The 21,297-nt window shown below is 71.8% G+C and carries 17 protein-coding genes; 9 read left to right on the forward strand and 8 right to left on the reverse strand.

All coding sequences use genetic code 11. The features are described from left to right. The 4 genes from IPH07_25495 to IPH07_25510 all read right to left on the reverse strand — a co-directional run bounded on the left by IPH07_25495 (position 1) and on the right by IPH07_25510 (position 5,557). Complete coding sequence (locus tag IPH07_25495; protein ID MBK6920776.1) at positions 1 to 249, reverse strand: hypothetical protein; 249 nt, start codon at positions 247 to 249, stop codon at positions 1 to 3. Then, positions 246 to 1,184, reverse strand: a complete 939-nt coding sequence (locus IPH07_25500) for an FAD binding domain-containing protein (protein ID MBK6920777.1) — start codon at positions 1,182 to 1,184, stop codon at positions 246 to 248. Before IPH07_25500 ends, IPH07_25495 begins: the two co-directional genes overlap by 4 nt. Then, the gene (locus tag IPH07_25505; protein MBK6920778.1) at positions 1,181 to 3,976 is read right to left on the reverse strand and encodes a molybdopterin-dependent oxidoreductase; all 2,796 of its coding nucleotides are present in this window, start codon (positions 3,974 to 3,976) and stop codon (positions 1,181 to 1,183) included. Before IPH07_25505 ends, IPH07_25500 begins: the two co-directional genes overlap by 4 nt. 69 nt (positions 3,977 to 4,045) lie before the next feature. After that, on the reverse strand, positions 4,046 to 5,557 hold the full coding sequence (locus IPH07_25510) for a hypothetical protein (protein ID MBK6920779.1): 1,512 nt from the start codon (positions 5,555 to 5,557) through the stop codon (positions 4,046 to 4,048). Positions 5,558 to 5,832: 275 nt separating this feature from the next. On the opposite strand from IPH07_25510, the gene IPH07_25515 reads away from it, so the two are divergent. From IPH07_25515 to IPH07_25545, 7 genes are all read left to right on the forward strand, one after another. Then, a complete protein-coding gene (locus IPH07_25515; protein MBK6920780.1) occupies positions 5,833 to 7,509 on the forward strand; it encodes a hypothetical protein in 1,677 nt (558 codons plus the stop codon). 128 nt (positions 7,510 to 7,637) lie between these two features. Next, positions 7,638 to 8,180 carry a hypothetical protein gene (locus IPH07_25520; protein ID MBK6920781.1) on the forward strand — a complete coding sequence of 181 codons (543 nt, stop codon included), beginning with the start codon at positions 7,638 to 7,640 and terminating at the stop codon, positions 8,178 to 8,180. A gap of 4 nt (positions 8,181 to 8,184) precedes the next feature. Beyond that, positions 8,185 to 9,600: a UDP-N-acetylmuramate--L-alanine ligase gene (locus IPH07_25525; protein MBK6920782.1), complete on the forward strand. Its 1,416-nt coding sequence runs from the start codon at positions 8,185 to 8,187 to the stop codon at positions 9,598 to 9,600. Next, positions 9,597 to 9,854, forward strand: a complete 258-nt coding sequence (locus IPH07_25530; protein ID MBK6920783.1) for a BolA/IbaG family iron-sulfur metabolism protein — start codon at positions 9,597 to 9,599, stop codon at positions 9,852 to 9,854. The genes IPH07_25525 and IPH07_25530 overlap by 4 nt, the downstream gene beginning before the upstream one ends. Positions 9,855 to 9,858: 4 nt before the next feature. After that, positions 9,859 to 10,746 (forward strand): hypothetical protein, encoded by an 888-nt coding sequence (locus IPH07_25535; protein MBK6920784.1) that lies wholly within the window; start codon positions 9,859 to 9,861, stop codon positions 10,744 to 10,746. Beyond that, positions 10,743 to 11,264 carry a metal-dependent hydrolase gene (locus IPH07_25540; protein ID MBK6920785.1) on the forward strand — a complete coding sequence of 174 codons (522 nt, stop codon included), beginning with the start codon at positions 10,743 to 10,745 and terminating at the stop codon, positions 11,262 to 11,264. The genes IPH07_25535 and IPH07_25540 overlap by 4 nt, the downstream gene beginning before the upstream one ends. 8 nt (positions 11,265 to 11,272) lie before the next feature. After that, the gene (locus tag IPH07_25545; protein ID MBK6920786.1) at positions 11,273 to 12,043 is read left to right on the forward strand and encodes a hypothetical protein; all 771 of its coding nucleotides are present in this window, start codon (positions 11,273 to 11,275) and stop codon (positions 12,041 to 12,043) included. Here IPH07_25545 and IPH07_25550 read toward each other — a convergent pair. The 4 genes from IPH07_25550 to IPH07_25565 form a co-directional block, all read right to left on the reverse strand. Then, a complete protein-coding gene (locus IPH07_25550; GenBank protein MBK6920787.1) occupies positions 12,019 to 13,101 on the reverse strand; it encodes a radical SAM protein in 1,083 nt (360 codons plus the stop codon). The two genes, IPH07_25545 and IPH07_25550, sit on opposite strands and share 25 nt — an antisense overlap. Positions 13,102 to 13,198: 97 nt before the next feature. Then, the gene (locus IPH07_25555) at positions 13,199 to 13,861 is read right to left on the reverse strand and encodes a hypothetical protein (GenBank protein ID MBK6920788.1); all 663 of its coding nucleotides are present in this window, start codon (positions 13,859 to 13,861) and stop codon (positions 13,199 to 13,201) included. 138 nt (positions 13,862 to 13,999) lie between these two features. Beyond that, positions 14,000 to 15,409, reverse strand: coding sequence for an NAD(P)/FAD-dependent oxidoreductase (locus IPH07_25560; protein MBK6920789.1), 1,410 nt, complete (start codon positions 15,407 to 15,409; stop codon positions 14,000 to 14,002). Between the two features lie 77 nt (positions 15,410 to 15,486). Beyond that, positions 15,487 to 17,394: a S9 family peptidase gene (locus IPH07_25565; protein ID MBK6920790.1), complete on the reverse strand. Its 1,908-nt coding sequence runs from the start codon at positions 17,392 to 17,394 to the stop codon at positions 15,487 to 15,489. A 148-nt stretch (positions 17,395 to 17,542) separates the two neighbouring features. On the opposite strand from IPH07_25565, the gene IPH07_25570 reads away from it, so the two are divergent. Both IPH07_25570 and IPH07_25575 read left to right on the forward strand, forming a co-directional pair. Then, positions 17,543 to 19,135 (forward strand): hypothetical protein, encoded by a 1,593-nt coding sequence (locus IPH07_25570; GenBank protein MBK6920791.1) that lies wholly within the window; start codon positions 17,543 to 17,545, stop codon positions 19,133 to 19,135. A gap of 80 nt (positions 19,136 to 19,215) precedes the next feature. Further along, positions 19,216 to 21,267 carry a protein kinase gene (locus IPH07_25575; protein MBK6920792.1) on the forward strand — a complete coding sequence of 684 codons (2,052 nt, stop codon included), beginning with the start codon at positions 19,216 to 19,218 and terminating at the stop codon, positions 21,265 to 21,267. Positions 21,268 to 21,297 lie beyond the last annotated feature (30 nt).

A 21,297-nucleotide genomic window follows, 5' to 3' on the forward strand; every position in this document is an offset into this window, starting at 1 on the left:
CTATGCGAGGTCTTCCAAGCGATCGCCACGGTAGCACGCACGCGCGGCGCAGCAACGCTCGGGCGCGACCACGTCGTCGTCGGGCCCCCAGCTCTGGCAGGTGCGCAGGCAGGTGTACGGCACCGCGTCGCGCTGCAACGAGGCCACGATCGCCGCCGGATCGCCGTCCTCGCGTGACCAGCTCTTCCAGCGCAGGTGTCGACAGAACTCCATCTTCGCGCCTCCGTTCGACTCGTCGGTGCCGCTCATCGCACCGGCTCCGCGAGCAACGCCAGCTCCAGCGCCTCGAGCACCGAGGCCTCCAGCAGCTCGACCTTGTAGCCGGTCATCGGCAGCGGCTCGGCGCCGTCGCGGGCGAGCTTCGCGGCCTTGGGCAGCGCCTCGGGCTGCGCGGGCGCGCCGACCAGCGCCGCCTCGACCGCCGCCAGCCGCAGCGGCACGCCGGCGACACCACCGACGGCGACCTTCGCCCATGCGATCGCATCTCCCTGCACGCCCACCCGCGCGAGCACCTCGACCAACGGCCACTCGGCGCGCGCGCGGGAGATCGCGCGCATGTAGGCCGCCCGCTCGCCGACGACCTTCGGCGGCACCGTCACGCTGCGCAGCACTGCGCCCGGCGGCAGGTGATGATCGCGGGTCGGATCGCCGCCGTCGCCGATCAGCGCACCCACCGTGTCGACGGCGGCGCCGACGACATCGACGGTCGCGTCGTAGGCCAACAGCGCCATCGCGAGCGTCGACGGGTGCACCGACGCGCACGGGCTCAGATCGAAGCACGCGTGGAAGAGGTGATCGCCGGCGCGGGCGAAGCACTGATCGCCGCCCTTCTTGAGGCACACGGCCTCGTGGGAGCGGTAGTACCAACACCGCGTGCGCTGCAGCAGGTTGCCTCCGAGGGTACCGACCGCACGGATCTGCGGCGTCGCGAGCCCACCGGCGGCGGCCGTGAGGCCCGGATGACTCGCGCGCAGGCCGTCGTGGGCCGCGATGGCGGCGATGGGCACGAGCGCACCGATGCGCGCGGCGCCGCCGGGAAGCGCTTCGATCGTGCGCGCGTCCTCGACGTCGCGCAGGTCGACGAGCTCGAGCCCGCGCCGTCGCTCCATCAGATCGGTACCGCCGGCGCGCACGGTGCCGGTGGCCGCTGCGGCCTCCTGCAGGGACTTTGGGAAGACGATCATCCGCGAAGACCCTCCAGCACGCGATCGGGGCGCAGCGGCAGCTCGCGCGGGCGCCACTTGGTGGCGTGGTGCACGGCGTTCGCGATCGCCGCCGCCGGCGTGAGCGTGACGAGCTCACCGAGGCCGACGTTGTGGCCCGGCACCTTCTCGTAGCCGTGCTCGTCGAAGTGCACGTGGATCGGGCCGATGTCGCCGATGCCGGCGATGCGATAGTCCTCGAGTCCGGCGGTGAGCAAGAAGCCCGCGCGCGGGTCGAGCCGGCGCTCCTCGTACAGCGCGTAGCCGATGCCCTGGATCACGCCGCCCTCGGCCTGACTGCGCGCGAGCGCGGGCGAGACGATGCGGCCGACGCCGGCGCCGAGCCAGGTCTCGAGCACGCGCACGCGACCGAGGCGGGTGTCGACCTCGACGTGGGCGATCTGCAGCGAGCCCGACACGTAGCGTTCGACCGCGAGCCCCGCCAACGGCGGCAAGAAGTAGCCGCCCTTGTCGCGCTTGCGTCGTCCCACCACGAGCAGCTTGGGTGCGATGCCGACCAGAGCGCGCCAGGGGATCACACCGCCATCGTGGCGGACGCCCTTGGGGTCGCGCTCGGCCCCACGCAGGTGCCAGCGCCGCGACGCGAACTCGACCAGCTCGTCTTGCAGCTGATCGCAGGCGTCGTCGCAGGCGCCTGCGAGCGACGAGGTCGAGCGGCTGCCGCCGGCCATCGGGCCGTGCACGTAGCGCGAGTCGCCGATGCGCACCTCGACCTGCGTCGGCCGCAGATCGAAGCGATGCGACACGAGGTTGGCGATGCTGCTGCGGCTGCCGTTGCCGATGTCCTGGGTCGAGCACGAGGCCAGCAAACCGTCGGCGGTGATCTCGAGCTGCAGCCGCGTGCTCGGCTCGGCGAACGCGAACCACGCCCCGCACGCGACCCCGACCCCGCGGCGGAAGCGACCCTTGTCGCTGGCCACCGGGCCGCGATCGCGCCACGCCGGGATGCCCTCGGCCCAGGCATAGAGAGGTTTGCGCGCGGGGTTCGGATCCCAGCGCTTGCGCACTGCGAGCGGATCTTCACCGCGCAGGTGGGCGAGTTCGTCGACGGTCGACTCGAGCGCGAACACGGCCGGCGGCCCGCCGGGGCCCCGGAACGGCTTGCCGGCCGGCGCGTGGGTCACCACGTCCTCGTCCTGCAGGTCGCGGGGCGCATCGGGATAGATGATCCGGAACATCACGCTGGTGACGGTTCCGACCGCGACGCCGGCGGTGCTGGTGGACTTGGCGCGCAGGCCGACCATCTCGCCGGCCTTGTCGGTGGCGAGCGCGACCTCGATCGTGGCGCCGGGGCGATTGCCACCGAGCATGATCTCGGCGCTGCGCTCGAGTGCGTAGCGCACCGGTGCACCGGTGGTGCGCGCGAGCTCGATCGCGACGATCGCCTCGGGGCCGAGCGTCGCCTTGGCCCCGAAGCCACCGCCGACGTGCTCGGCCACCACGCGCACGTTCTCCTCGCGCAGCTCGAAGCGCTCCGCGATGTCGTGCGCCATCATCTGTACCGACTGCGTCGACAGGTACACGGTCAGGCGATCGGGCCCATCCCAGGCCGCGACCGCAGCGTGGGGCTCGAGCGCGGTGTGGCACTGCACCTGGGTGCGGAAGCTGCCCTCGGCGACCACGCCGATGCTGCGGGCTTCTTCGATCGCGCGGTTGGCCTTGTCACCGTGCTTCGAGAACAGCTTGAACGGACCGCGACGGTTGCCGTGCCAGCGCTGCGGCAACAACGGCCCCTCGGTCGCGTTCGACGGATGGCCGCGGTCGCCGTTGGGATAGATCGCCGCGGCCCCGGGCGCGAGCGCGGCCGTCATCGTGAGCAGCGGCGGCAGCACGTCGGCGTCGAGCTCGACCAGCGCCAGCGCGCGAGTGGCCGTCGCTTCGTCGACCGCCGCGATCGCGAGGATTTCCTGGCCGGCGTGGCGCACCAGCTTGGCCGGGCCGAGCATGTCGACCACGCCGCGCACACCCGGCAACGCGAGCGCCTTCGACCAGTCGAGCTTGCGCACGCGGGCGTGGGCCCAGGGCGCGTGCAGGACCTTGGCGTGCAGCATGCCCGGCAGCCGCACGTCGACGGTGTACACCGCGCGTCCGGTGAGCTTGTCGGCGGCCTCGATGCGCGGCGACGCGGTTGCGCGATCGAACCGGCCTGCGCACGCGCCCTGCACCGCGCGGTAGATCGCCTCGTACGATCCGCAGCGACACAGGTGACCCGCCAGCGCGGCGGCGACCTCGTCGCGCGAGGGCTCGCTGCCGCCGTGGGCCGCCCGCCAGCGCTCGTAGAACGCGACCGACTCGATCACGAAGCCGGGCGTGCAGTAGCCGCACTGCAGCGCGTCCTCGGCTGCGAACGCGCGCTGCACCGGGTGCAGATCGTCGGGCGCGGTCGCGACGTACTCGATGGTCTGCACCGCGCGGCGGTGCAGCGAGGTCGCCGGCAGCAGGCAGGTCGTCACCGGCGTGCCGTCGAGCATCATCGTGCACGCGCCGCAGGCCCCGTGGCCGCAGCCGTGCTTGCTGCCGGTGAGCCCCAGCCCACGCACGACCTCGAGCGTCGAGTCCTCCGCACCGACCGACAGCGAGCGGGCCTCGCCGTTGATCGTCGTGGCGACGTCGACCCGCTCGCGCGGCGCGGCGTCGGGCGGCGTGCCCTCCGGCGCCGCCTCGCCGTGCACGCCCGGGCGGCACGCGCCGCCCAACAACGCGGCACCGACACCGCCGCGCAGGAACCCTCGCCGAGTCGTCGATGCCGTCATGGGTGATTGCCCCGACGAATCATCGGGCAATCCGGTTACCGCAGCAATCGCCGCGGCACGCCACCGGCCTCAGATCTTCTTGCAGCTCTGGGCATAGGCCTCGAAGATGTCCGTGTAGATCTTCTCGCGGACGTCCTCGGGATTCTTCGCCATCTGCTCTTTGCGGTCCGCGGGCATGTGGTCGATCATCAGTTTGCGGGCGGTCTTGCAGTCTCCCGCACGTCCGAAGCAGCCGGCGACGTAGGCGGGGAGGTTGCCCTCGAGGCTCGTGATCTGGTGGTCCTCGGCGTCCTTCGGCTTCACCTTGCCCTTCAGCTTCACGATGGTGTCGAGCGACTCCTTGCAGGCCTTCACACCGCCCTTGCTGTTGTGGACCCCCATCGAGATGGTCATGATCGCCTTCAGCAGCGCGTCGCGGTCGCTCATCTTGCCCTGGCAGTTCATCGACGCGTAGCTCTGCACCATGTTGTCGATCTGCTCGGGACCCATCATGGTGTTCGACGACTGCTCGGCGGACTTGCGGATGAGGTTCTTCCCCGCGTCGCACTGGCCGGCGATCATCAGGCACTGCCCGCGCATGTAGCCGTAGCCCGAGCGCGGGTCGTCCGACTTGTGCTTGGCGTCGAGCTTGTCGTGGGCATCGAGCTCCTTCAGGCAGCCCTTGCCGTCGCCGGCGCCCATCTTGCGCTGTGCCGCCTCGAAGTGGGCGAAGGCCTCCTCGCTCATCTCCAGCTTCGCGTTCACGAGACCGGCCGCGTTGACCGAATCGGGGGTGTCGGCGGCCTTCATCGCGGTCTTGTCGGGGTTCTCGCCGGGCCGGATCGGCCGCAGCGTGAGGCGGATCGGCGCCTTGCAGCCCTCGACCTCCTTGGCCGACTCGGAATCGCAGACCGCGAGCTTGCCGCCCTTCTTCTCGGCACTGCTCGCGCGGCTCTCGGAGGCGCCGGCACCGAAGCCGAACGCGCTGCCACCGACCTCGGCCTTGATGGCCTTGGCCGACGCCAGACCGAACGCGCCGAGGTTGTAGCCGTAGACGAAGTGGGTGGCCTTCTCGCAGCCGTACTTGCCGTCGAGGTCCTTCTGGTAGACGGCGTCGCGCGTGGCGGTGCGGGTGCCCGCGACGTAGTACTCCATGTGGAACTTCTCGCCGCCGTTGACCCGACCGCCGAGGGTCGCGTGGCCCAGCGGCAGCTTCGCGTAGAGCTCGGCCTCGTTGTTGATGTCGAGCGTCTCGAGCGAGCCGCTGGTCCACTCGGCTGGCTTGTATGCCCCCGCCTCACCGCGGATGCTCTCGTTGCGACACTCGTCGAGCACGCGCAGGTCACAGCCCTCGTAGTGCACGAACACGATGTCGTTCGCAGCGTGCTGCTCGAAGCTCGACATGTCGGTCGCGTCCCACTCGATGATGAAGGGCCGCAGGTGGTTCTCGGGGTTGCACGCGTTCTTGCCCGCGAAGGTGTCGGCCATCAGGTTGCTCTGACCCGATGCGCGATCGGCCTTGGTGTGGGCGGCGAGCGAGCACGCGTTGCCACCGATCAGCAGCAACGATGCGGACATCGTGGAGACGAGGAATCGCGTCATGTCGTGGTCCTTCGGAAGGTCGCTTGGGGAGGCCGGCCGTCCGCGTCCGGAGGGGCGCGCTCGGACCTGGCGGGGACGGTGCAACTGTCGCCGACGGCGCCGCGGCGGTCGACGCTTGCACTGCAACGACGGGCGGCTCCCGCCCACGTTGCAGGGGACCGCCCCTCGCCGCGGCCCGGTTCCCCGCGCGATTCCAGGCGGTTACAGGACGCGGGCAGGGTGCGACGATATGTTTCATTGAGTTGGAATGTTGGGTTTTGTAGGGTGCTGGCGTGATGCACGTCCCCGCACGCCTCGCCCCGCTCGCCATGCTCGTGTCGCTCGCTTGCAACGCCGGTTCGACCGCCCAGGGCGGGGATGGGACCGACGAGGGCGCCAGCTCCGACCCCACGAACACGGGCAGCGGCGCCGGCAGCGAGGGCAGCGACGGCACCGGCGTGGCCGACGACTCCGGCGGCGAGTCCGGCACTCCGGCCGGCGACGTGCCGGCCCGCGGGCTCCGCATCGCGCTGGTCGAGGCAAACCCGGGCGTTGCGATCCCAGTGGCACGCGACGGCGCGTGGGTCGGCGGCGGCGAACGCAACGCGCCGATCGTGAAGGGCCGCGACACCGCGTTCCGCGTCTACGTCGACATCGACGAGGCGGTGTGGGTGCCGCGCGACATCGAGGCGCGCATCACGGTCACGCAGCCGGACGCGCGTGAGGCCAAGAGCAGCGTGATCGTCAACGTCGACCAGGACTCGTCGGTCACCTCGCTGCAGTCGAACTTCCTGCTCGGCGTGCTGGCCGAAGACATGCAGCCGGGGGCGAAGTTCCAGGTCGAGCTGTTCGAGGCCGGCGACGGTTGGCAGTCGCTGCCCGAGCCCGCGACGCCACCGCGCGCGATCGATGCCGGGGCCGACTTCATCGGCGTCGAGGGCACCGAGCAGACCATGAAGCTCGTCATCGTGCCGGTGGCCTACGACTTCGGCGGCTGCCAGAGCACGCCGGATCTGACCACCGAGGCGCTGCAGCCCTACGAAGACGCGATGTATCAGCAGAATCCGCTCGAGCACATCGAGATCGAGGTGCGCGCGCCGCTACCGGTCAGCGATCTCGACCTCACCGACAGCAACGACTTCTTCGCGCTGCTCAACCGCGTGGTGCAGCTCCGCGCGCAGGACGGCCCCGAGCCCAACGTCTACTACTACGGGCTGTTCGACAACTGCGGCGCCTGCATCGGCGAGGGCGGGGGCTGTCTGCTGGGCGTGGCCCCGGGCACGCCGGGCTCGTCGCAGGGCGAGGCGTCCCAGCGCGCTGCGATCGGCGTGCGCTACCTGTCGGGCAGCGAGGTCGGCATCGAGACCTTCGTCCACGAGATCGGCCACACGCAAGGACGCGCGCACGTGGCCTGTCCGAGCGCGCAGTCGGCCGGCCCCGATCCTTCGTACCCGTACGAGGGCGGCAGCATCGGCGTGTGGGGCTTCGGCGTGCGCGACTTCAGCATCCACAACCCCAGCAATCACACCGACTACATGAGCTACTGCAACCCGACGTGGGTGTCGGACTGGCAGTGGAACGCCACCTTCAAGCGCATCCAGGCGCTGACCGAGTGGGATGCCTTGAAGGTCGCGCCGCCGCAGACCACGATCTTGGTCGGCACGCTCAACCCCGAGACCGGCGAGTCGAACTTCTGGACCGAGCGGGGCTTCGTCGAGCCGCAGGACACCGCGGGCTCGCCCCACACGCTGGCACTGGTGGCCGGCGACATCGATCTGCACAGCACCGCCGCCGACGTCGACGCGTGGTCCGAGGGTCCATGGGTGACCGTGCGGGCCAACCTGCCCGCCGAGGCGATGATCGCTGGCAGCGACGCGTTCGAGCTGCGGATGCCCGAGCGGACCGCTCGCATCGCACGCGAGCGCGTGCGCTTCGACCTCGCGGCTTCGATGCGCACGCCGGCGGGCGAGTGATCGCGCGCGCCTGATCGCAGGCGCGGCCGCCCCCGACCGCTCCGCGCCGAGTCCGGGCGCCGGTTTGCGACGGCGACCGCCTCGGGCGCTGCCCCGACGTCGCGAACGCGGCATCATGGCAGTCCGCCATGCCGCGCCCACCCTGCTCGCGCAACGCCGTCGCCGCGGCGGTCCTCGCGGTCGCCGCTGCCACGCTGGTGCCGCGCGCCGCGGTGGCGCAACCCAAGCGCACCGGCAAGGGGGGCGACGTCGGACTCGGCGCGAGCCTCGGCGATCCCACGGGCGCGACCCTGAAGGTCTTCCTGCACCCGCGGCACGCGCTGGAATCCGGCGCGGGGTTCGGGCCGTTCCATCGCGGTGGCGGACGCATCCACGCGACGTACCTCTTCCACTCGCGAGCGTGGCGCGACGACGAAGGCTTCTCGCTGCACGGCTATGTCGGCGTCGGCCTCGGCGTCGCGCTCTGGTACAAGCGCTACCTCGGACCCGCGCTGCCCAGCGACTTCAAGCGCGCCGCGCTGTTCGTGCGTGCGCCCGTGCTCGGGCTCGCGTTCCACATGCACGAGATCCCGCTCGACGTGTACATCGAGACCGCCTACAGTCCGCTCGTCACGCGCCCCGCGACGTTCTGGAACGTCGACTTCGCCCTCGGGGCCCGTTACTGGTTTTGAGGCCATGTTCCGCAAGAGCGACACGCACATCCACTTCGTCGGCGTCGGCGGCATCGGCATGAGCGGCATCGCCGAGGTGCTGCTGGATCTCGGCTACCGCGTCACCGGCACCGACCTGGCCGACTCCGACACCACCCGTCGGCTCGCCCAGCGCGGCGCCACCATCCACACCGGGCACGCCGCGGTCCACCTCGGCGACGCCGACGTGGTCGTGGTGTCGTCGGCGGTCGGCCGCGACAACCCCGAGCTCATCGCGGCGCGGCAGCGCAAGATCCCGGTGATCCCACGGGCCGAGATGCTGGCCGAGCTCATGCGCCTCAAGCAGGGCGTGGCCATCGCGGGCAGCCACGGCAAGACCACCACCACCTCGCTCATCGCGTCGATCCTCCACGCCGCGCAGCTCGACCCGACCGTCGTCATCGGCGGCAAGGTCAACGCGCTCGGCTCGAACGCCAAGCTCGGCGCGGGCGAGCTCCTGGTCGCCGAGGCCGACGAGAGCGACGGCTCGTTCCTGGTGCTGACGCCGACCTTCGCGGTCGTGACCAACATCGACAGCGAGCACCTCGACCACTACGGCACCCTCGAAGACGTCGTGCATGCATTCGTCGGCTTCGCCAACCGAGTGCCGTTCTACGGCATGTCGGTGGTCTGCCTCGACGATCCCAACGTCGCGCGCATCCTGCCGCAGCTGGGCAAGCGCACCACGACCTACGGCATCACCCGCACCGACGCCGACTACGTGGCGGCCTCGATCCGCCACGAGGGCCTGGTCACGCACTTCCACGTCATCGTGCGCGGCCGCGACCACGGCGAGTTCACGCTGCGCATGCCCGGCGCGCACAACGTCGCCAACGCCCTCGCCGCGATCGCCATCGCCGACGAGCTCGAGGTGCCGCTCGAGACCACGCGCGCGACCTTGGCCAGCTTCGAGGGCGTGCAGCGCCGCTTCACCGTGCGCGGCGAGGTCCGCGACGTGCTGGTGGTCGACGACTACGGCCACCACCCCACCGAGATCCGCGCGACCTTGGGCGGCGCACGCTCCAGCTTCGGCGGGCGCCGCATCGTCGCTGCGCTTCAGCCCCATCGCTACACCCGCCTGCGTGACAACCTCGAGGGCTTCGTCGCCTGCATGGACGACGCCGACGTCGTGGTCGTGACCGACGTGTACCCGGCCGGTGAGTCACCGATCCCGGGCATCGACGCGGCACGGTTGGTCGAGCTGTTGCGCGCGCGCCGGCCCGACCGCGAGGTCGTGCACGAGCCCGATGTCGCGCTGCTGCCGGCACGGCTGGCCCTGCTGGCGCAGCCCGGCGACCTCGTGCTCACGCTCGGCGCCGGCAACATCACCCGCACCGGCGGCCAGCTCGTCGAGGCGCTCGAGGGTCTGCGCACGCTGCACCCCACCGGAACCGAACGATGAGCCACCACGACACCGACTTCCAGGGCGACGTCCACCAGGCCATCCGCGACGCGATCGAGGCCGCCATCCCCGGCGCGCTCGTGGCCGTCGGCGGCAGCGGCGGCCACTACACCATCGAGGTCACCTCACCGGTGTTCGAGGGCAAGAACATGCTGCAGAGCCAGCGCTTGGTGCTCGGCGCCATCGCCCCGCTGATGAAGGGCGACCGCGCGCCGGTGCACGCGGTCGACAGCCTGCGCACCCACGCGAGCTAGCCCCGTGCACGGCCCCATCGGGGTTGCATCGTGCGGCGCCGCCGCCCACGATCCCCAGGGGTCGCCCGTGCACCGGCTCGCGCTCGTCATCACCCTCGTGCTGCCTGCGTGTGGCCGCGGACCGCTGTGGTTCTTCGGCGACGACGGGCCCATCGACACGCCACGCGGCGAGTGCGACGAGGCCGACTTCCTCTTCGTGATCGACGACTCGCCCAGCATGCAGGTCCACCAGCGCGACCTCGCCGACAACGTGCCCGCGTTCCTCGACGGCGTCGAACGTGCGCTCGCCAGTGGCACCGACCTGCACGTCGGCGTGACCACGACCGATCCGTACTACGGCAACACCGGCGCATGCCGGACCCTCGGCGGGCTGGTCTCGGCGACCGTGGGCGCCAACTCGAGCAACTCCGCGTGCGGTCCGTTCGCCGCGGGCGGCAACTACATGACCGAGGACGACCCGCTGGCCGAGGCCTTCGCGTGCGCGGCCAAGGTCGGCACCCTCGGTGACGACACCGAGCGCCCGCTCGCGAGTGCGCTCGCAGCCCTCGACGCCAACGGTGACGCGGCGACTTGCAACGCGGGCTTCCTGCGCGACGACGCGCTGTTGGTGCTGGTCCTGCTCACCGACGAGGGCGATCAGTCCAAGGGTGATCCGTCGGGCCTGGCCCGCCAGCTCGCGACCATGAAGGGCGACAACGAGGAGGCGGTGGTGGTCGTGACCCTCGCCGACGCCGGGTGCGCCGTGGGCGAGCCTCCCTGCTTCGACTGGCGCCTGAAGCAGTTCACCCAGGCGTTCGCGCACGGCTTCCTGGGTTCGATCGACGACGACTACGCCGAGCAATTCGACGCTGCCGTCGACATCGTCGCCGACGTGTGCGGGGCCGAGGGATGACGCCGCTCGGTCACGCGGGGCTCGGCGTGGTGCTGGCCCATGTCGATCGTCGCCTGCCGCTGGCGGCGGTGGTGGTCGGCGCGGTCTTGCCGGACATCGACTTCGCGCTGGTGTGGGCGCCACAGTTCAACGCATGGCACCGCGTCGTCACGCACAACCTCGTGTTCGTGGCTGCAACGTCGCTCGTTGTCGGCGTGCTGTGGTCGCGAGAGCATCGCGCGGCGCGGTGGACCTACGTCCTGGCGCTCGCGCTCGGCGGGCTCTCGCACCTGCTGGTCGACGCTTGCCTCGACGCCAACGCCAGCAACGGCATCGGCGTCGCCATCGGGTGGCCCTTTCGCGACGCGATGTGGTCGCCGTTCAATCTGCTCGACCCGGCGCCCGGGGGACCCGGCTGGGGCGATCCGACGACCGCACTGCTCGGCGCGTTGCGGGGCCTGGCATGGGAGCTGCCGGGGATCGTGCTCGCAGCGGTGCTGCTATGGCGGCGCGTCCGTGCGCGCCGTGCTCGGGCATGATGCCGCCCATGACCTGCTCGTCCCGTCGGTTGTGCGCGATCGTGTGGCTGTGGACCGGCTGCGCCGGCGGTGAGACCGGCAGCACCGCGACCGACTTCGCCGATGGCAGCGACGGTGCCGGCACCACGCTCGGCAACACCACCGCCACGACGACCGCGTCGACGACGACCACATCGGACGCATCGACGACCGACGTCGATGGCAGCGGCTCGGGCTCCGGCGGCCCGGATGTCGGCGGCGGCTGCGAGCCCGGCGCGATGGACTGCCCCTGCGACGGCGGCACGTGCATGCGCGGGCTGACCTGCGAGGCCGAGGTTTGCACACCGACCGTCCAGTGCGACGACGACCCCAACGAGCCCAATGACGGCTTCGGTGCCGCGACGATGCTCGGCAGCATCACCGACGACGACACCGAGACGCTGCCGTTCGCCGGCGTGCTCGACCACGCCGACGACGAGGACTGGTTCCGCTACGACGGCTCCGACGTGCTCGGCGAGACCGTCGACCCCGGGCGCACCTTGATGGTCGACGGCGGTGGACTCGAGCTGTGCAAGTTCTTCCAGTGCAATGCTGGCGAGGCGCAGGTCGTGTGCCCCGACGGCACCCGCGGGGTGCTCGAGAGCAACGTGCACGGCTGTTGCTCGCCGAATGCACTCAGCTTCGGCGACAGCGACGTCGAGTGCATCGGTGGAGCGTTCGACACCGGCGGCACGGTGTGGATCGCGTTGCGCGGCGCCGGTGCGCAGTGCGTCGGCTACTCGGGTGTCGCGCACTTCTGATTGTCGGCACCCTCGCAGCGGGTCGCCGCCAGCATGCCGCAGGCCGCGTGCCGGGCGGAGCCGCCGGAGTAACGCCGCACGAACGGGATGTCCGCGGCACGCAACGCATCGAGCAGTCGCCCGCGCGCGAGGTCGTCCGCGCGGCGATAGCCGTCGGCGCGCGCGTCGTTGACGTCGATCAGGTTGAGCGCGATCGGGACCCCGGCGAACAGCTCGCGCACGCGGGCGACCTCGTCGGGCCGGTCGTTGATGCCGGCGATCAGCACCCACGCGAGCGTCACCCGACCGCCGCGGGCGACCTGGTGCGCGCGCAGGGCCGCGGCGAGCTCGTCGAGACCGAAGCGCGAGGCCACCGGCAGCAAGCGGCGGCGGTGCACCGGGTCGGTCGTGGTGAGCGAGACGATGAGCCGGAACGGCTGACGATCGGCGGTGTAGCGGCGGATCTGCGGCACGAGCCCGACCGTCGAGATCGTGATCGCGTCGCCGGCGATCGAGCCGCCACATGGATCACGCAGGCGATGGCCGGCGCGCATGACCTCGTCGTAGTTGTGCAACGGCTCGCCCTGACCCTGGAACACCGCCCCGGTCACGCGTCCGGGCGCCTCGTCGCGCACCGCCACGAACGCCGCGAGGATCTCCCATGCCGCGAGGTTGCGGCGCAGCCCCAGGCGCCCGGTCGCACAGAAGTCGCAGCCCATCGCGCAGCCGACCTGCGACGACAGACACACGCTGAAGCGACCGGGCTGGTGCAGGGGGATGCGCACCGCCTCGAAGCGGGCGCCGTCGGGGGCGCGAAGCAGGTACTTCACGAAGCCATCGCTGGGATCGACGGCGCGCTCTTCGATCACGAGGCGATCGTGGCGCACGATCGCAGCGATGCGCTCACGGGTCACGCGACCGACGGTCTCGCGGGGCCGCTTGGCATCCGGGCGTGCCCACGCATCGACGAGGATGCGCCGCGCCTGTGCGATCGGCAGCGTGATCCCATGACGTTGGGCGTGCTCGACCAGCTCCTCGGGGGAGAACGCGAGCACGTGGGGCGCGTGGGGCTCGGTCATGCGAGTGCGGCCTGCCATCGATCGCCGACGGCGGCGCAGCATAGCGCGAGGCGCCGCGCTCGCACCCACGCGCGCGCCCGCGTGGGTCGACCGGCAGCTACCGATCCACGTCGGCCGCCGCACGCAGGCGCAGCACCCCGCGGTCGGCCCCGGCAGCGCCACCCACGCGCAGCACCGCACCGCAGCGCGCGTCGAACGGCCCGACCACCTTCGCCATCGCCTTGGCGACGCACGCGTCGACCTTCTTGCTGGCGCCACCATCGACGGCGAGGCTCCGCACGCGACCACCGTCGAACGTCCAGTGCACGATCACGGCGTCACCGGCGGGCGCGCAGCGATCGAACGCAGCATCCTGCTTGGCGAGGCTGCCGATCAACACCAGCGTGCCCATGAGCGGCGCGCGCTCGATGGCACAGACGAGCTCGGCAACCTCGAGGCCGTCGGCCTCGATGCCGCCCACCGTGAGCGTGGCGCCCTCGACTTGCACGAGCGCGGGCGCGGCCGCCGGTGCATCCGCAGCAGCGGGTGAGGCGTCGGCCGCGGGCGGTGCCTCGGGTTCGTCCGCCGTGCGAGCCTCGGGGCCCGCGTCGACGGCTGCGTCGTGGTGCGCCTGGGCCGGCGCCTCGGCGTTGGGCGACGGCGGCGGCGCATCGGCATCCGCTTGCGCATGTGCAGGCGTCGACGCGGGCGGTGCGGTCTCGAGATCGCGATGACATGCGCTGCCGAGCAGGCAGATCGAGAGCCAAGCGGACATCGGCATGCACGAGCGGACTGATTTCGTCATGCTCCGTTGGTCGCGCGGCCACGTCGGCGGACCGCCGTCGCGACCACGGCCGTGATGCCGCGCATGCAACGGCGCGCGGCGGTGCAACCGAAGGCACGCGCCGCCCGTCGCCCGTCACCACTCCTTCTCGTCGAAGCCGCACAGCCCGGCGTAGTGCGCGGCTGCGTCCTCGAGGAACAGCGCCCGCGTGATCGCACCGACCAGTCGCTGCACCGAGTACTTCATGCCCGAGATGCTCGCGCCACCGAAGCCGAGGCTCAGCAGGCCACCGAAGGTGTAGTTGTGGATCTGCGTCACCCACGGCGCGGCGCCGGGCTGCTTCTCGATGAACTCGAAGCCGGCGCCGAGATACGGGTGCCGCGCGAGGTCGTCGTGGGCCTCGTCGGCCGGCGGCTGGTAGCGATCGCGCCACAGCGCGACGTGGGGCGAGAGCGCGGCCAGCTCGGGGCGCCGCGCGAGGTCGGTGACGAAGCCGGTACCGACGATCACGAAGTCGACCTCGTCGATGCCACCCGGCGTGGTGATCGCGATGGCGTCGCCGCGGACCTGCACGTCGGTCCACGGGCTGCCGGGGTGCATGGTGAAGCCGGCGAACGCGGTCGCGCGGCGCATGGTGTCGGCGGGCGGCAGCTGGCCCATCCGCAGGATCTGCCGCACGAACCGCCACTTGTCGGGGTCGGGCAGGTCGGCCATGTGCTTGAGGAAGCCGACGAACTCGGCCCAGCGGTAGGGGTTCACGTCGACCAACCGCTGGCGTCGGAAGTAGAGGTCGACCCGCGCAGCGCCGTGCTCGAGCGCGACCGCGGCGTTGTCGAACGCCGAGGCGCCGGCGCCGAGCACCGCGATCCGACGCCCGCGCAGCGCGTCGAAGTCGATCGCGTCGCGGGTGTGGGCCCACTGCGATCGCGGCAGACGATCGCGGATCATCGCCGGCACGTCCCACGCGCCCGAGCCGTCGATGCCGGTCGCGAGCACCACCCGGCGCGCGAAGATCCGCTGCGCGGTGCCGGCATGGTCGGCATCGATGGCGATGACGCCGGGCTCCGCGGGACCGATCGCGGTCACGGTCGTGTCGGCCTGGACGTCGAGCCCGAGCACCCGGCGGTACCACGCCAGGTACGCGGCCCAGGTCTCCTTGGGCACCAGCCCCATGCCGCCCCAGCTGCCGGGCCCGTGCTGGGCCTCGAACCACGCCTGGATCGTCAGGCTCGCGATGCCGAGATCGGGACCTGTGAGGTACTTCGGCGTGCGCAGGGTGTTCATGCGCGCGAAGTTCAGCCACGGCCCTGCGCGATCGAGCGGGCGGTCGTCGAACACCCGCACACGCTCGACCTTCTCGCGCGCGAGCGCGAACGCGGTGACGAGCCCGCCCTGCCCGCCGCCGATGATGGCGACGTCGAGCACCGGATCGCCGGCAGCCGTGCTTCGCGGCTGCAGCCACGGCCGGCGCGGGTAGTCGAGCAGCTCGAGGTCGCGGGCCAGGGTGGCCTCGAGCCCCGCGAGTCCGGGATTCGAGCTGCTCATGCGGGATCCAGTCGTGGTCGCAAGCGAGGGCGATCGTCGCACCTGCGCAGCGCTGCACGCAAGTCGCGACGCGCCCGCTATGTCAGCGCGAGCACGCGACGGAAGAACGCCAGCTCCGCGGCCCAGCCATCGACGATGTTCTCGGCGCGGCGAAAGCCGTGGCCCTCACCCTCGTAGCGACGGTACTCGACCTCGACGCCGCGAGCCCGCAGCGCGGCGACCATCGACTCGGTCTGCGACGGTGGCACCGCGAGGTCGTCGCTGCCCTGGAAGAAGATGACGGGCACCGTGATGCGATCGGCGGAAAACAGCGGCGAGCGTGCGCGCCACACCGGCCGCGGGTCGTCGTGCACGCCGAAGAGAAAGCGATCGTAGTGGGCCTCGAACTTGTGGGTGTCGCGGACCAACGACTCGACGTCGCTCACACCATAGAGGCTGGCACCGGCCGCGAAGACCTGGTGGAACGCCAGCGCAGCGAGCACGGTGAAGCCCCCGGCACTGGCCCCCCGGATGACCATGCGACGGGCATCGACGACCCCGGTGGTGGCGAGGTGTCGTGCACCCGCGACGCAGTCGTCGACGTCGCGCACGCCCCAGTGGCCCCGCAGGCGCTCGCGGTAGGCCCGCCCGAAGCCGGTGCTGCCGCGGTAGTTCACGTCGAGCACTGCGAAGCCGCGCGTGGTCCAGAACTGCACCGCGAGCTGGCCCTGGGCGATCGCACCGCCGGTGGGGCCGCCATGGGCCATCACCACCAGCGGCGGTCGCGTGTCGTCGGGGCCGTGCACGTCCGGGTGATGCGGCAGGTACAGCCAGCCGTGGGCGGTGTCGCCATCGGTCGTCTCGAACGCGATCGCCTGCGGCTGCGACCACCAAGGCGGCGGCAGCACGGCCTCGATGCCGGTGTCGATCGTGGCCACGCACGCACCCCCGCGATCGAGCACCTGCAGCGCGGTGCCGCGGCCGTCCCAGCCCTGTAGCACCGCGATGCGCCCATCCGCAGCGACCAGGTGGCCGATCGTCCGCGGGCGATCGGCGATCGTCGTGAGCCCGCCGTCGCGCAGATCGATTCGCACCACGCTCGAGATCCCGCGATGCACCGCGGCCGCGACCGCGGTGTCGTCGTCGAGCAGGGCCCACGTGCGCAGGCCGACGTTCCACATCGCCGCGCCCAGCTCGAGCTCGCGGCGCGCGTCGGCGTCGCGCACGACCGCGTGGCGCGAGCCGTCGTCGTCGAAGCGCCACAGCGTCCACGCCCCCTCGGGCTCCCATAGCGCGAACAATCGGCCACGGCGATCGAAGGCGGGCTGCTGCGCCGACGCGTCGGCATCCCCCACGACGTGCCGCGCCCCCCGGGGCCGACCGTCGTCACCGAGCGCCGCACGCCACACCGCACCGGCGTCCCACGGCATGTCGGGGTGCTGCCACTGCAGCCAGGCCAGCTGCGTGCCGTCGTCGGAGAGCACCGGCGACGCGTAGAAGTCGGCGCCCTCGCAGAGCACGGTGACGGCGCCGTCGTCGAGGTCGATCGCGACGAGCGCCGCGTGGGGATGGGTGCCGGGCTGCGTGCGCTCGCCGACCGCGAGCACGCGAGCGCGCCCGCGATCGAAGACCGGCTCGGCGAAGCGCCACGGACCTGCGACCGTGATCGCCGTCATCGCCGTGGTCGTTGCATCGGCACCACGCCACCACAGCCGGCCGTCGCGGCGGTCGCCGAACACCAACGCGTCGCCGCACTCGACCCACGCGCGCCCGCCGTACTCGTGCACCCGCGTCCCCACGTCCCATGGCGCCGGCACCAGATCCTCGACACCGCCGTCGTCCCTTCGACGGCAAAGTGTGGTCCGGCCGCCCTCGTCGGGGCGCGACTCGCAGTAGATCAGCGCGCCGTCGACCCATCGCGGCGCCGCCAAGCGGCGCGCCCCCGCGGCCATGCGCTCGGGCGTCAGCGGCGAGTCCCAGGTGCCCCATGGTGCGCGCGTGGTCATGCTCGCGGCGAGCATACGACGGCGCACCGACCCCTGCTCCAGCGCCACCAGAGCGGCCAGAGCGGCCATCGCCATCGTTCGCGAGCGCACCGCTCGCTGCGATCGTTGCACTTGCCCGTCGCCCGCGCCACGCATACCGTTTGCGGCGATGGCCGGACCGCTGCGTTTCCTGTTCGTCGGACAATTCACCGCGCAGCCCAGCGGCGAGCGCGTCACCGTCTCGGGCGAGCGCATGGCCGACGTGATGGCACGCCTGAAGCTGCGGACCGCGGTGGTGGTGGCCGACCGGCTCGGCAACGCCGGCCAGCGCACCTACGAGCTGCAGCTCGGCAGCGCGCGGGCGCTGCGGGTGGCGGACGTGATCGCCGATCATCAACCCTTGGCGGCGCTCGCCGAGATTGCGACCGCGTTGGTCCGTCCGGGCAACGCGATCTCGATCGACGACGCGATCGCACGCGTCGAGCAGGTCGTCGGCGCCGGCCCGCTCTCGCGCGCCCTCGCGGCGCTGCAGCAGCCGCCGACCCCGGCGGCGACGACCGCCGCCCCCTCGACCGCCCAGGCCGCGCCCTCACCGGCCGCCCCGGCGGCGGTCGCCGACGGCATCGACGGCATCTTCGCGCAGGCCGACGTGCCGCAGGGCGACGACGTCGTGCGGGCGGCGAAGACCGGGCTCGATGCGTTCATCGGCGCGATGCGAGGCGGTCGCGAGAAGGCGCCCGCCAGTCGCAGCGACGAGCAGCGGCGACGCGCGTCGTCGCTGGTGTCGGACGCGGTCGAGGCCACCGCCGCCGATCTGCTTTCGCAGGATCCGGTCGCGGCGCTCGAGGCCAACTGGCGCGGGCTCAAGCTCGTGCTCGGCGAGTCGCCCGGGCACTCGCGGCTCGCGGTCGAGCTGCTCGACGCCAGCGGCGACGCGATCGCCGACGCGCTGTCGCGGGTGCTCGACGGTGAGCTGGTGCCCGACGCGATCTTCGTCACCGAAGCGTTCGCCGACCCGGCGACCATGGCGAGCCTCGCGGCGCGAGGCGCCGACGCCTCGGTGCCGATCATCGTCACACTCGATCCCGAGGCGCTCGAGGCCGGCGAGCTGCCGATGCAGGCCTGGAGCGAGCTGCGTCGAACCGCCGCCGCCGCGTGGCTGTGCGCCGCGACCAACGATCTCGTGGCCACCTACGAGGCCACGCGGGTGGGCCCGCGGGTCGCCTTCGCCGCGCCGGTGTTCGCGTTGGCGGCGATGCTCGCCGCCTCGCTGCGACGCGACGGCACCTTCGGCGACGCATTCGGGCGCGCGGGTGCGATCGCATCGCCGGCCTCGCGCCCCCTGGGTGATCGCCGCGCGGGCACCCGCAACATCCCGACGCGCGCCGAGATGACGCCCGAGCCCATGCGCCAGATGGCCGATGTCGGCGTCGTCGTGCTGGGCAGCGAGCCCGGCGGCGAGCGCTTGATCGCGATCGGCGCTCCGATGGTCGCGTCCGCCGACGGCCCGACCCTCGCGGGGCGGATCCTCGTGGGACGCGCCGTACGGGCAGCGATCTCCGCCCGGGACGGCGTGAGCCACGGGGCCGGCGACGACGAGCTGGCACCGGAGCTCGCCCGGGCCGCGGCCACGATCCTCCCGGACGGACCCCCGGGTACCTGTGTGCTGCGAGGTCGCAGCCAGGGCAACGGCTTCGCGATCACGGCGGAGTTCAGACCCCACGCGGTGGGTCGGGCGTTCAGCGTCGCATTCGCGATCTGAATTTAAGCGCGGTTTCGCCGACCCTTCCCCCGAATCGCCCGGGCCATCGGCGGGGAATTTGGCTATGCTGAGCAGCCCCGATGAGTGATCCACACGCAGGCGGGATGTGGCAGCGCCCCGAGGACCTCGTCGGGACCGTTCTCAACGATCGGTTCCGCGTCCTCAAGATGATCGGCGACGGCGGCATGGGCTCGGTGTACCTCGCCGAGCACGTCACGCTGCGCAAGAAGGTCGCGCTCAAGGTCCTGAAGCAGGAGCTCTGCCGCGAGCAGACCCACGTCGATCGCTTCCTGCAGGAGGCCCGCGCGGCCTCGATGATCGCCCACGAGAACGTCGTCGACATCGTCGACTTCGGACCGGTGCCGGGCGGCTCGGTGTTCTTCGCGATGGAGTACCTCGAGGGCGAAGACCTCGCGGTGGTGCTGCGTCGCGAGCGTCGCTTCCCGTGGCAGCGCTCGCGCGAGCTGATGCTGCAGATCGTCCGCGCGCTCAAGGCCGCCCACGCCCGCGGCATCATCCATCGCGACCTCAAGCCCGCGAACTGCTTCCTCTGCAAGCGTTCCGACGGCCGCGATTTCATCAAGCTGCTCGACTTCGGCATCGCCAAGGTCACCGACGAGTCGGGCGAGAGCGGCGGCCTCACGCGCACCGGCGCGGTGTTCGGCACCGCGAAGTACATGGCGCCCGAGCAGGCGATGGGCGACCCCGCCGACGCCCGCACCGACGTCTACGCCGCGGCGATCTGCCTCTACGAGTTCCTCACCGGGCAGGTGCCGTTCGACGGCGACAACTTCATGCGCGTGCTCAGTCGCCACCTGACCGAGCCGCTCACGTTGCCGTCGACGATGGCCCCCGACGCCGCAATCTCGCCGATGGTCGAGGCGGTGATCGTCAAGGCGCTGAGCAAGCGCCCCGACGACCGCTACCAGTCCATGACCGAGCTCGAGCAGGCCATCATGGCGATCGGCCCCGACGGCCGACTGCTCGGTGGCCACGACGTCGGACCCCCGCTGGTCGGTCGCGGTCAGACCCAGATGGCCGACGACGGCCCCGGCTCCACCATGTGGATGCCCAACGCCGGGCCGCCGCAGCAGGCCGCCGGTCGCCCGACCAGCCAGCCACCGGCGCGCGGCGGCACCGTGATGCTCGACCCCAACGCGGCGCACGAGCAGATGGAGCCGGGCGGCACCGTGCGACTGGGCGCCGAGTGGGGCACCACCAACACCCCGCCGCCGATGGTGCACGCCAAGCCCGAGGCGACGTTCATGATGGACGGCATGGGCCAGGACGTGCTGCCGCAGGGCGGTGGTGCGGCCGTGGTCACACGCAACCCGCCGGTGGGCACCTACCCGCCGCCGCGCGGCGGTGCAGCGCCGTCGACCCACCCCGGTCGCGGGCCCGAGACCCGGCCACCGACCTTCGCGCCGGATCACACGCGCAACCCCGACGCGACCGTGTTCGCGGTCGAGAAGCGCTCGAAGGCCGGCTTCATCGCGCTGCTCGTCGTCGGTGCGATCGCGGCGGTCGGCGGCGGTGGCCTGTTCGCCTACGCCATGATCGGTGGCGACGACGACAAGCCCAAGGACAAGGACCCGGTGGTCGTCGCGGACACGGGCAAGGACGGCAGCGAGGGCACCAAGCCGTCCGGCGATCCTGGGACCACGAAGCAGCCCGAGCCCAGTGGACCGAAGCTCGGCGAGGTCGATCCGCCCAAGCAGCCCGAGCCCGAGACCCCCAAGCAGCCCGAGCCCGAGATTCCCAAGCAGCCCGAGCCCGAGACCCCCAAGCAGCCCGAGCCCGAGACCCCCAAGCAGCCCGAGCCCCAGACCCCGAAGCCGAAGAACCCGCCGCCCCACAAGGACGAGGTCAAGAAGTCCCTCACCGACGAGGACATCTCGAAGGGCATCGGCAAGGCGGTCGGCGCGGTCAGTGCGTGCAAGGGCCCGCTGCCGATCAAGATCAGCGTCCGCTACAAGATCACCGCCGACGGCCGCGCCAAGGTGAGCTCGGTCGAGAAGAGCGGCGGTGGCCTGCTCTCCGACGAGACCAAGGAGTGCGTGAAGCGGGCGGTCGAGAACAAGGCGAAGTTCCCCAAGCACGAGGACCTCAAGCTGTCTTCGTTCACCTTCTAGTTCGCGCGTGGGACCGATCCGGCGCCGCGC

Source organism: Deltaproteobacteria bacterium, from assembly GCA_016709225.1.
Taxonomy (GTDB): Bacteria; Myxococcota_A; Polyangia; order Nannocystales; family Nannocystaceae; genus Xiheibacterium; species Xiheibacterium phototrophicum.

Bases quoted from the DNA above. Each gene is read 5' to 3' on its own strand.
- IPH07_25495 (MBK6920776.1), bottom strand. From the start codon at position 249: ATGAGCGGCACCGACGAGTCGAACGGAGGCGCGAAGATGGAGTTCTGT.
- IPH07_25500 (MBK6920777.1), bottom strand. From the start codon at position 1,184: ATGATCGTCTTCCCAAAGTCCCTGCAGGAGGCCGCAGCGGCCACCGGC.
- IPH07_25505 (MBK6920778.1), bottom strand. From the start codon at position 3,976: ATGACGGCATCGACGACTCGGCGAGGGTTCCTGCGCGGCGGTGTCGGT.
- IPH07_25510 (MBK6920779.1), bottom strand. From the start codon at position 5,557: ATGACGCGATTCCTCGTCTCCACGATGTCCGCATCGTTGCTGCTGATC.
- IPH07_25515 (MBK6920780.1), top strand. From the start codon at position 5,833: ATGCACGTCCCCGCACGCCTCGCCCCGCTCGCCATGCTCGTGTCGCTC.
- IPH07_25520 (MBK6920781.1), top strand. From the start codon at position 7,638: ATGCCGCGCCCACCCTGCTCGCGCAACGCCGTCGCCGCGGCGGTCCTC.
- IPH07_25525 (MBK6920782.1), top strand. From the start codon at position 8,185: ATGTTCCGCAAGAGCGACACGCACATCCACTTCGTCGGCGTCGGCGGC.
- IPH07_25530 (MBK6920783.1), top strand. From the start codon at position 9,597: ATGAGCCACCACGACACCGACTTCCAGGGCGACGTCCACCAGGCCATC.
- IPH07_25540 (MBK6920785.1), top strand. From the start codon at position 10,743: ATGACGCCGCTCGGTCACGCGGGGCTCGGCGTGGTGCTGGCCCATGTC.
- IPH07_25545 (MBK6920786.1), top strand. From the start codon at position 11,273: ATGACCTGCTCGTCCCGTCGGTTGTGCGCGATCGTGTGGCTGTGGACC.
- IPH07_25550 (MBK6920787.1), bottom strand. From the start codon at position 13,101: ATGACCGAGCCCCACGCGCCCCACGTGCTCGCGTTCTCCCCCGAGGAG.
- IPH07_25555 (MBK6920788.1), bottom strand. From the start codon at position 13,861: ATGCCGATGTCCGCTTGGCTCTCGATCTGCCTGCTCGGCAGCGCATGT.
- IPH07_25560 (MBK6920789.1), bottom strand. From the start codon at position 15,409: ATGAGCAGCTCGAATCCCGGACTCGCGGGGCTCGAGGCCACCCTGGCC.
- IPH07_25565 (MBK6920790.1), bottom strand. From the start codon at position 17,394: ATGACCACGCGCGCACCATGGGGCACCTGGGACTCGCCGCTGACGCCC.
- IPH07_25570 (MBK6920791.1), top strand. From the start codon at position 17,543: ATGGCCGGACCGCTGCGTTTCCTGTTCGTCGGACAATTCACCGCGCAG.
- IPH07_25575 (MBK6920792.1), top strand. From the start codon at position 19,216: ATGAGTGATCCACACGCAGGCGGGATGTGGCAGCGCCCCGAGGACCTC.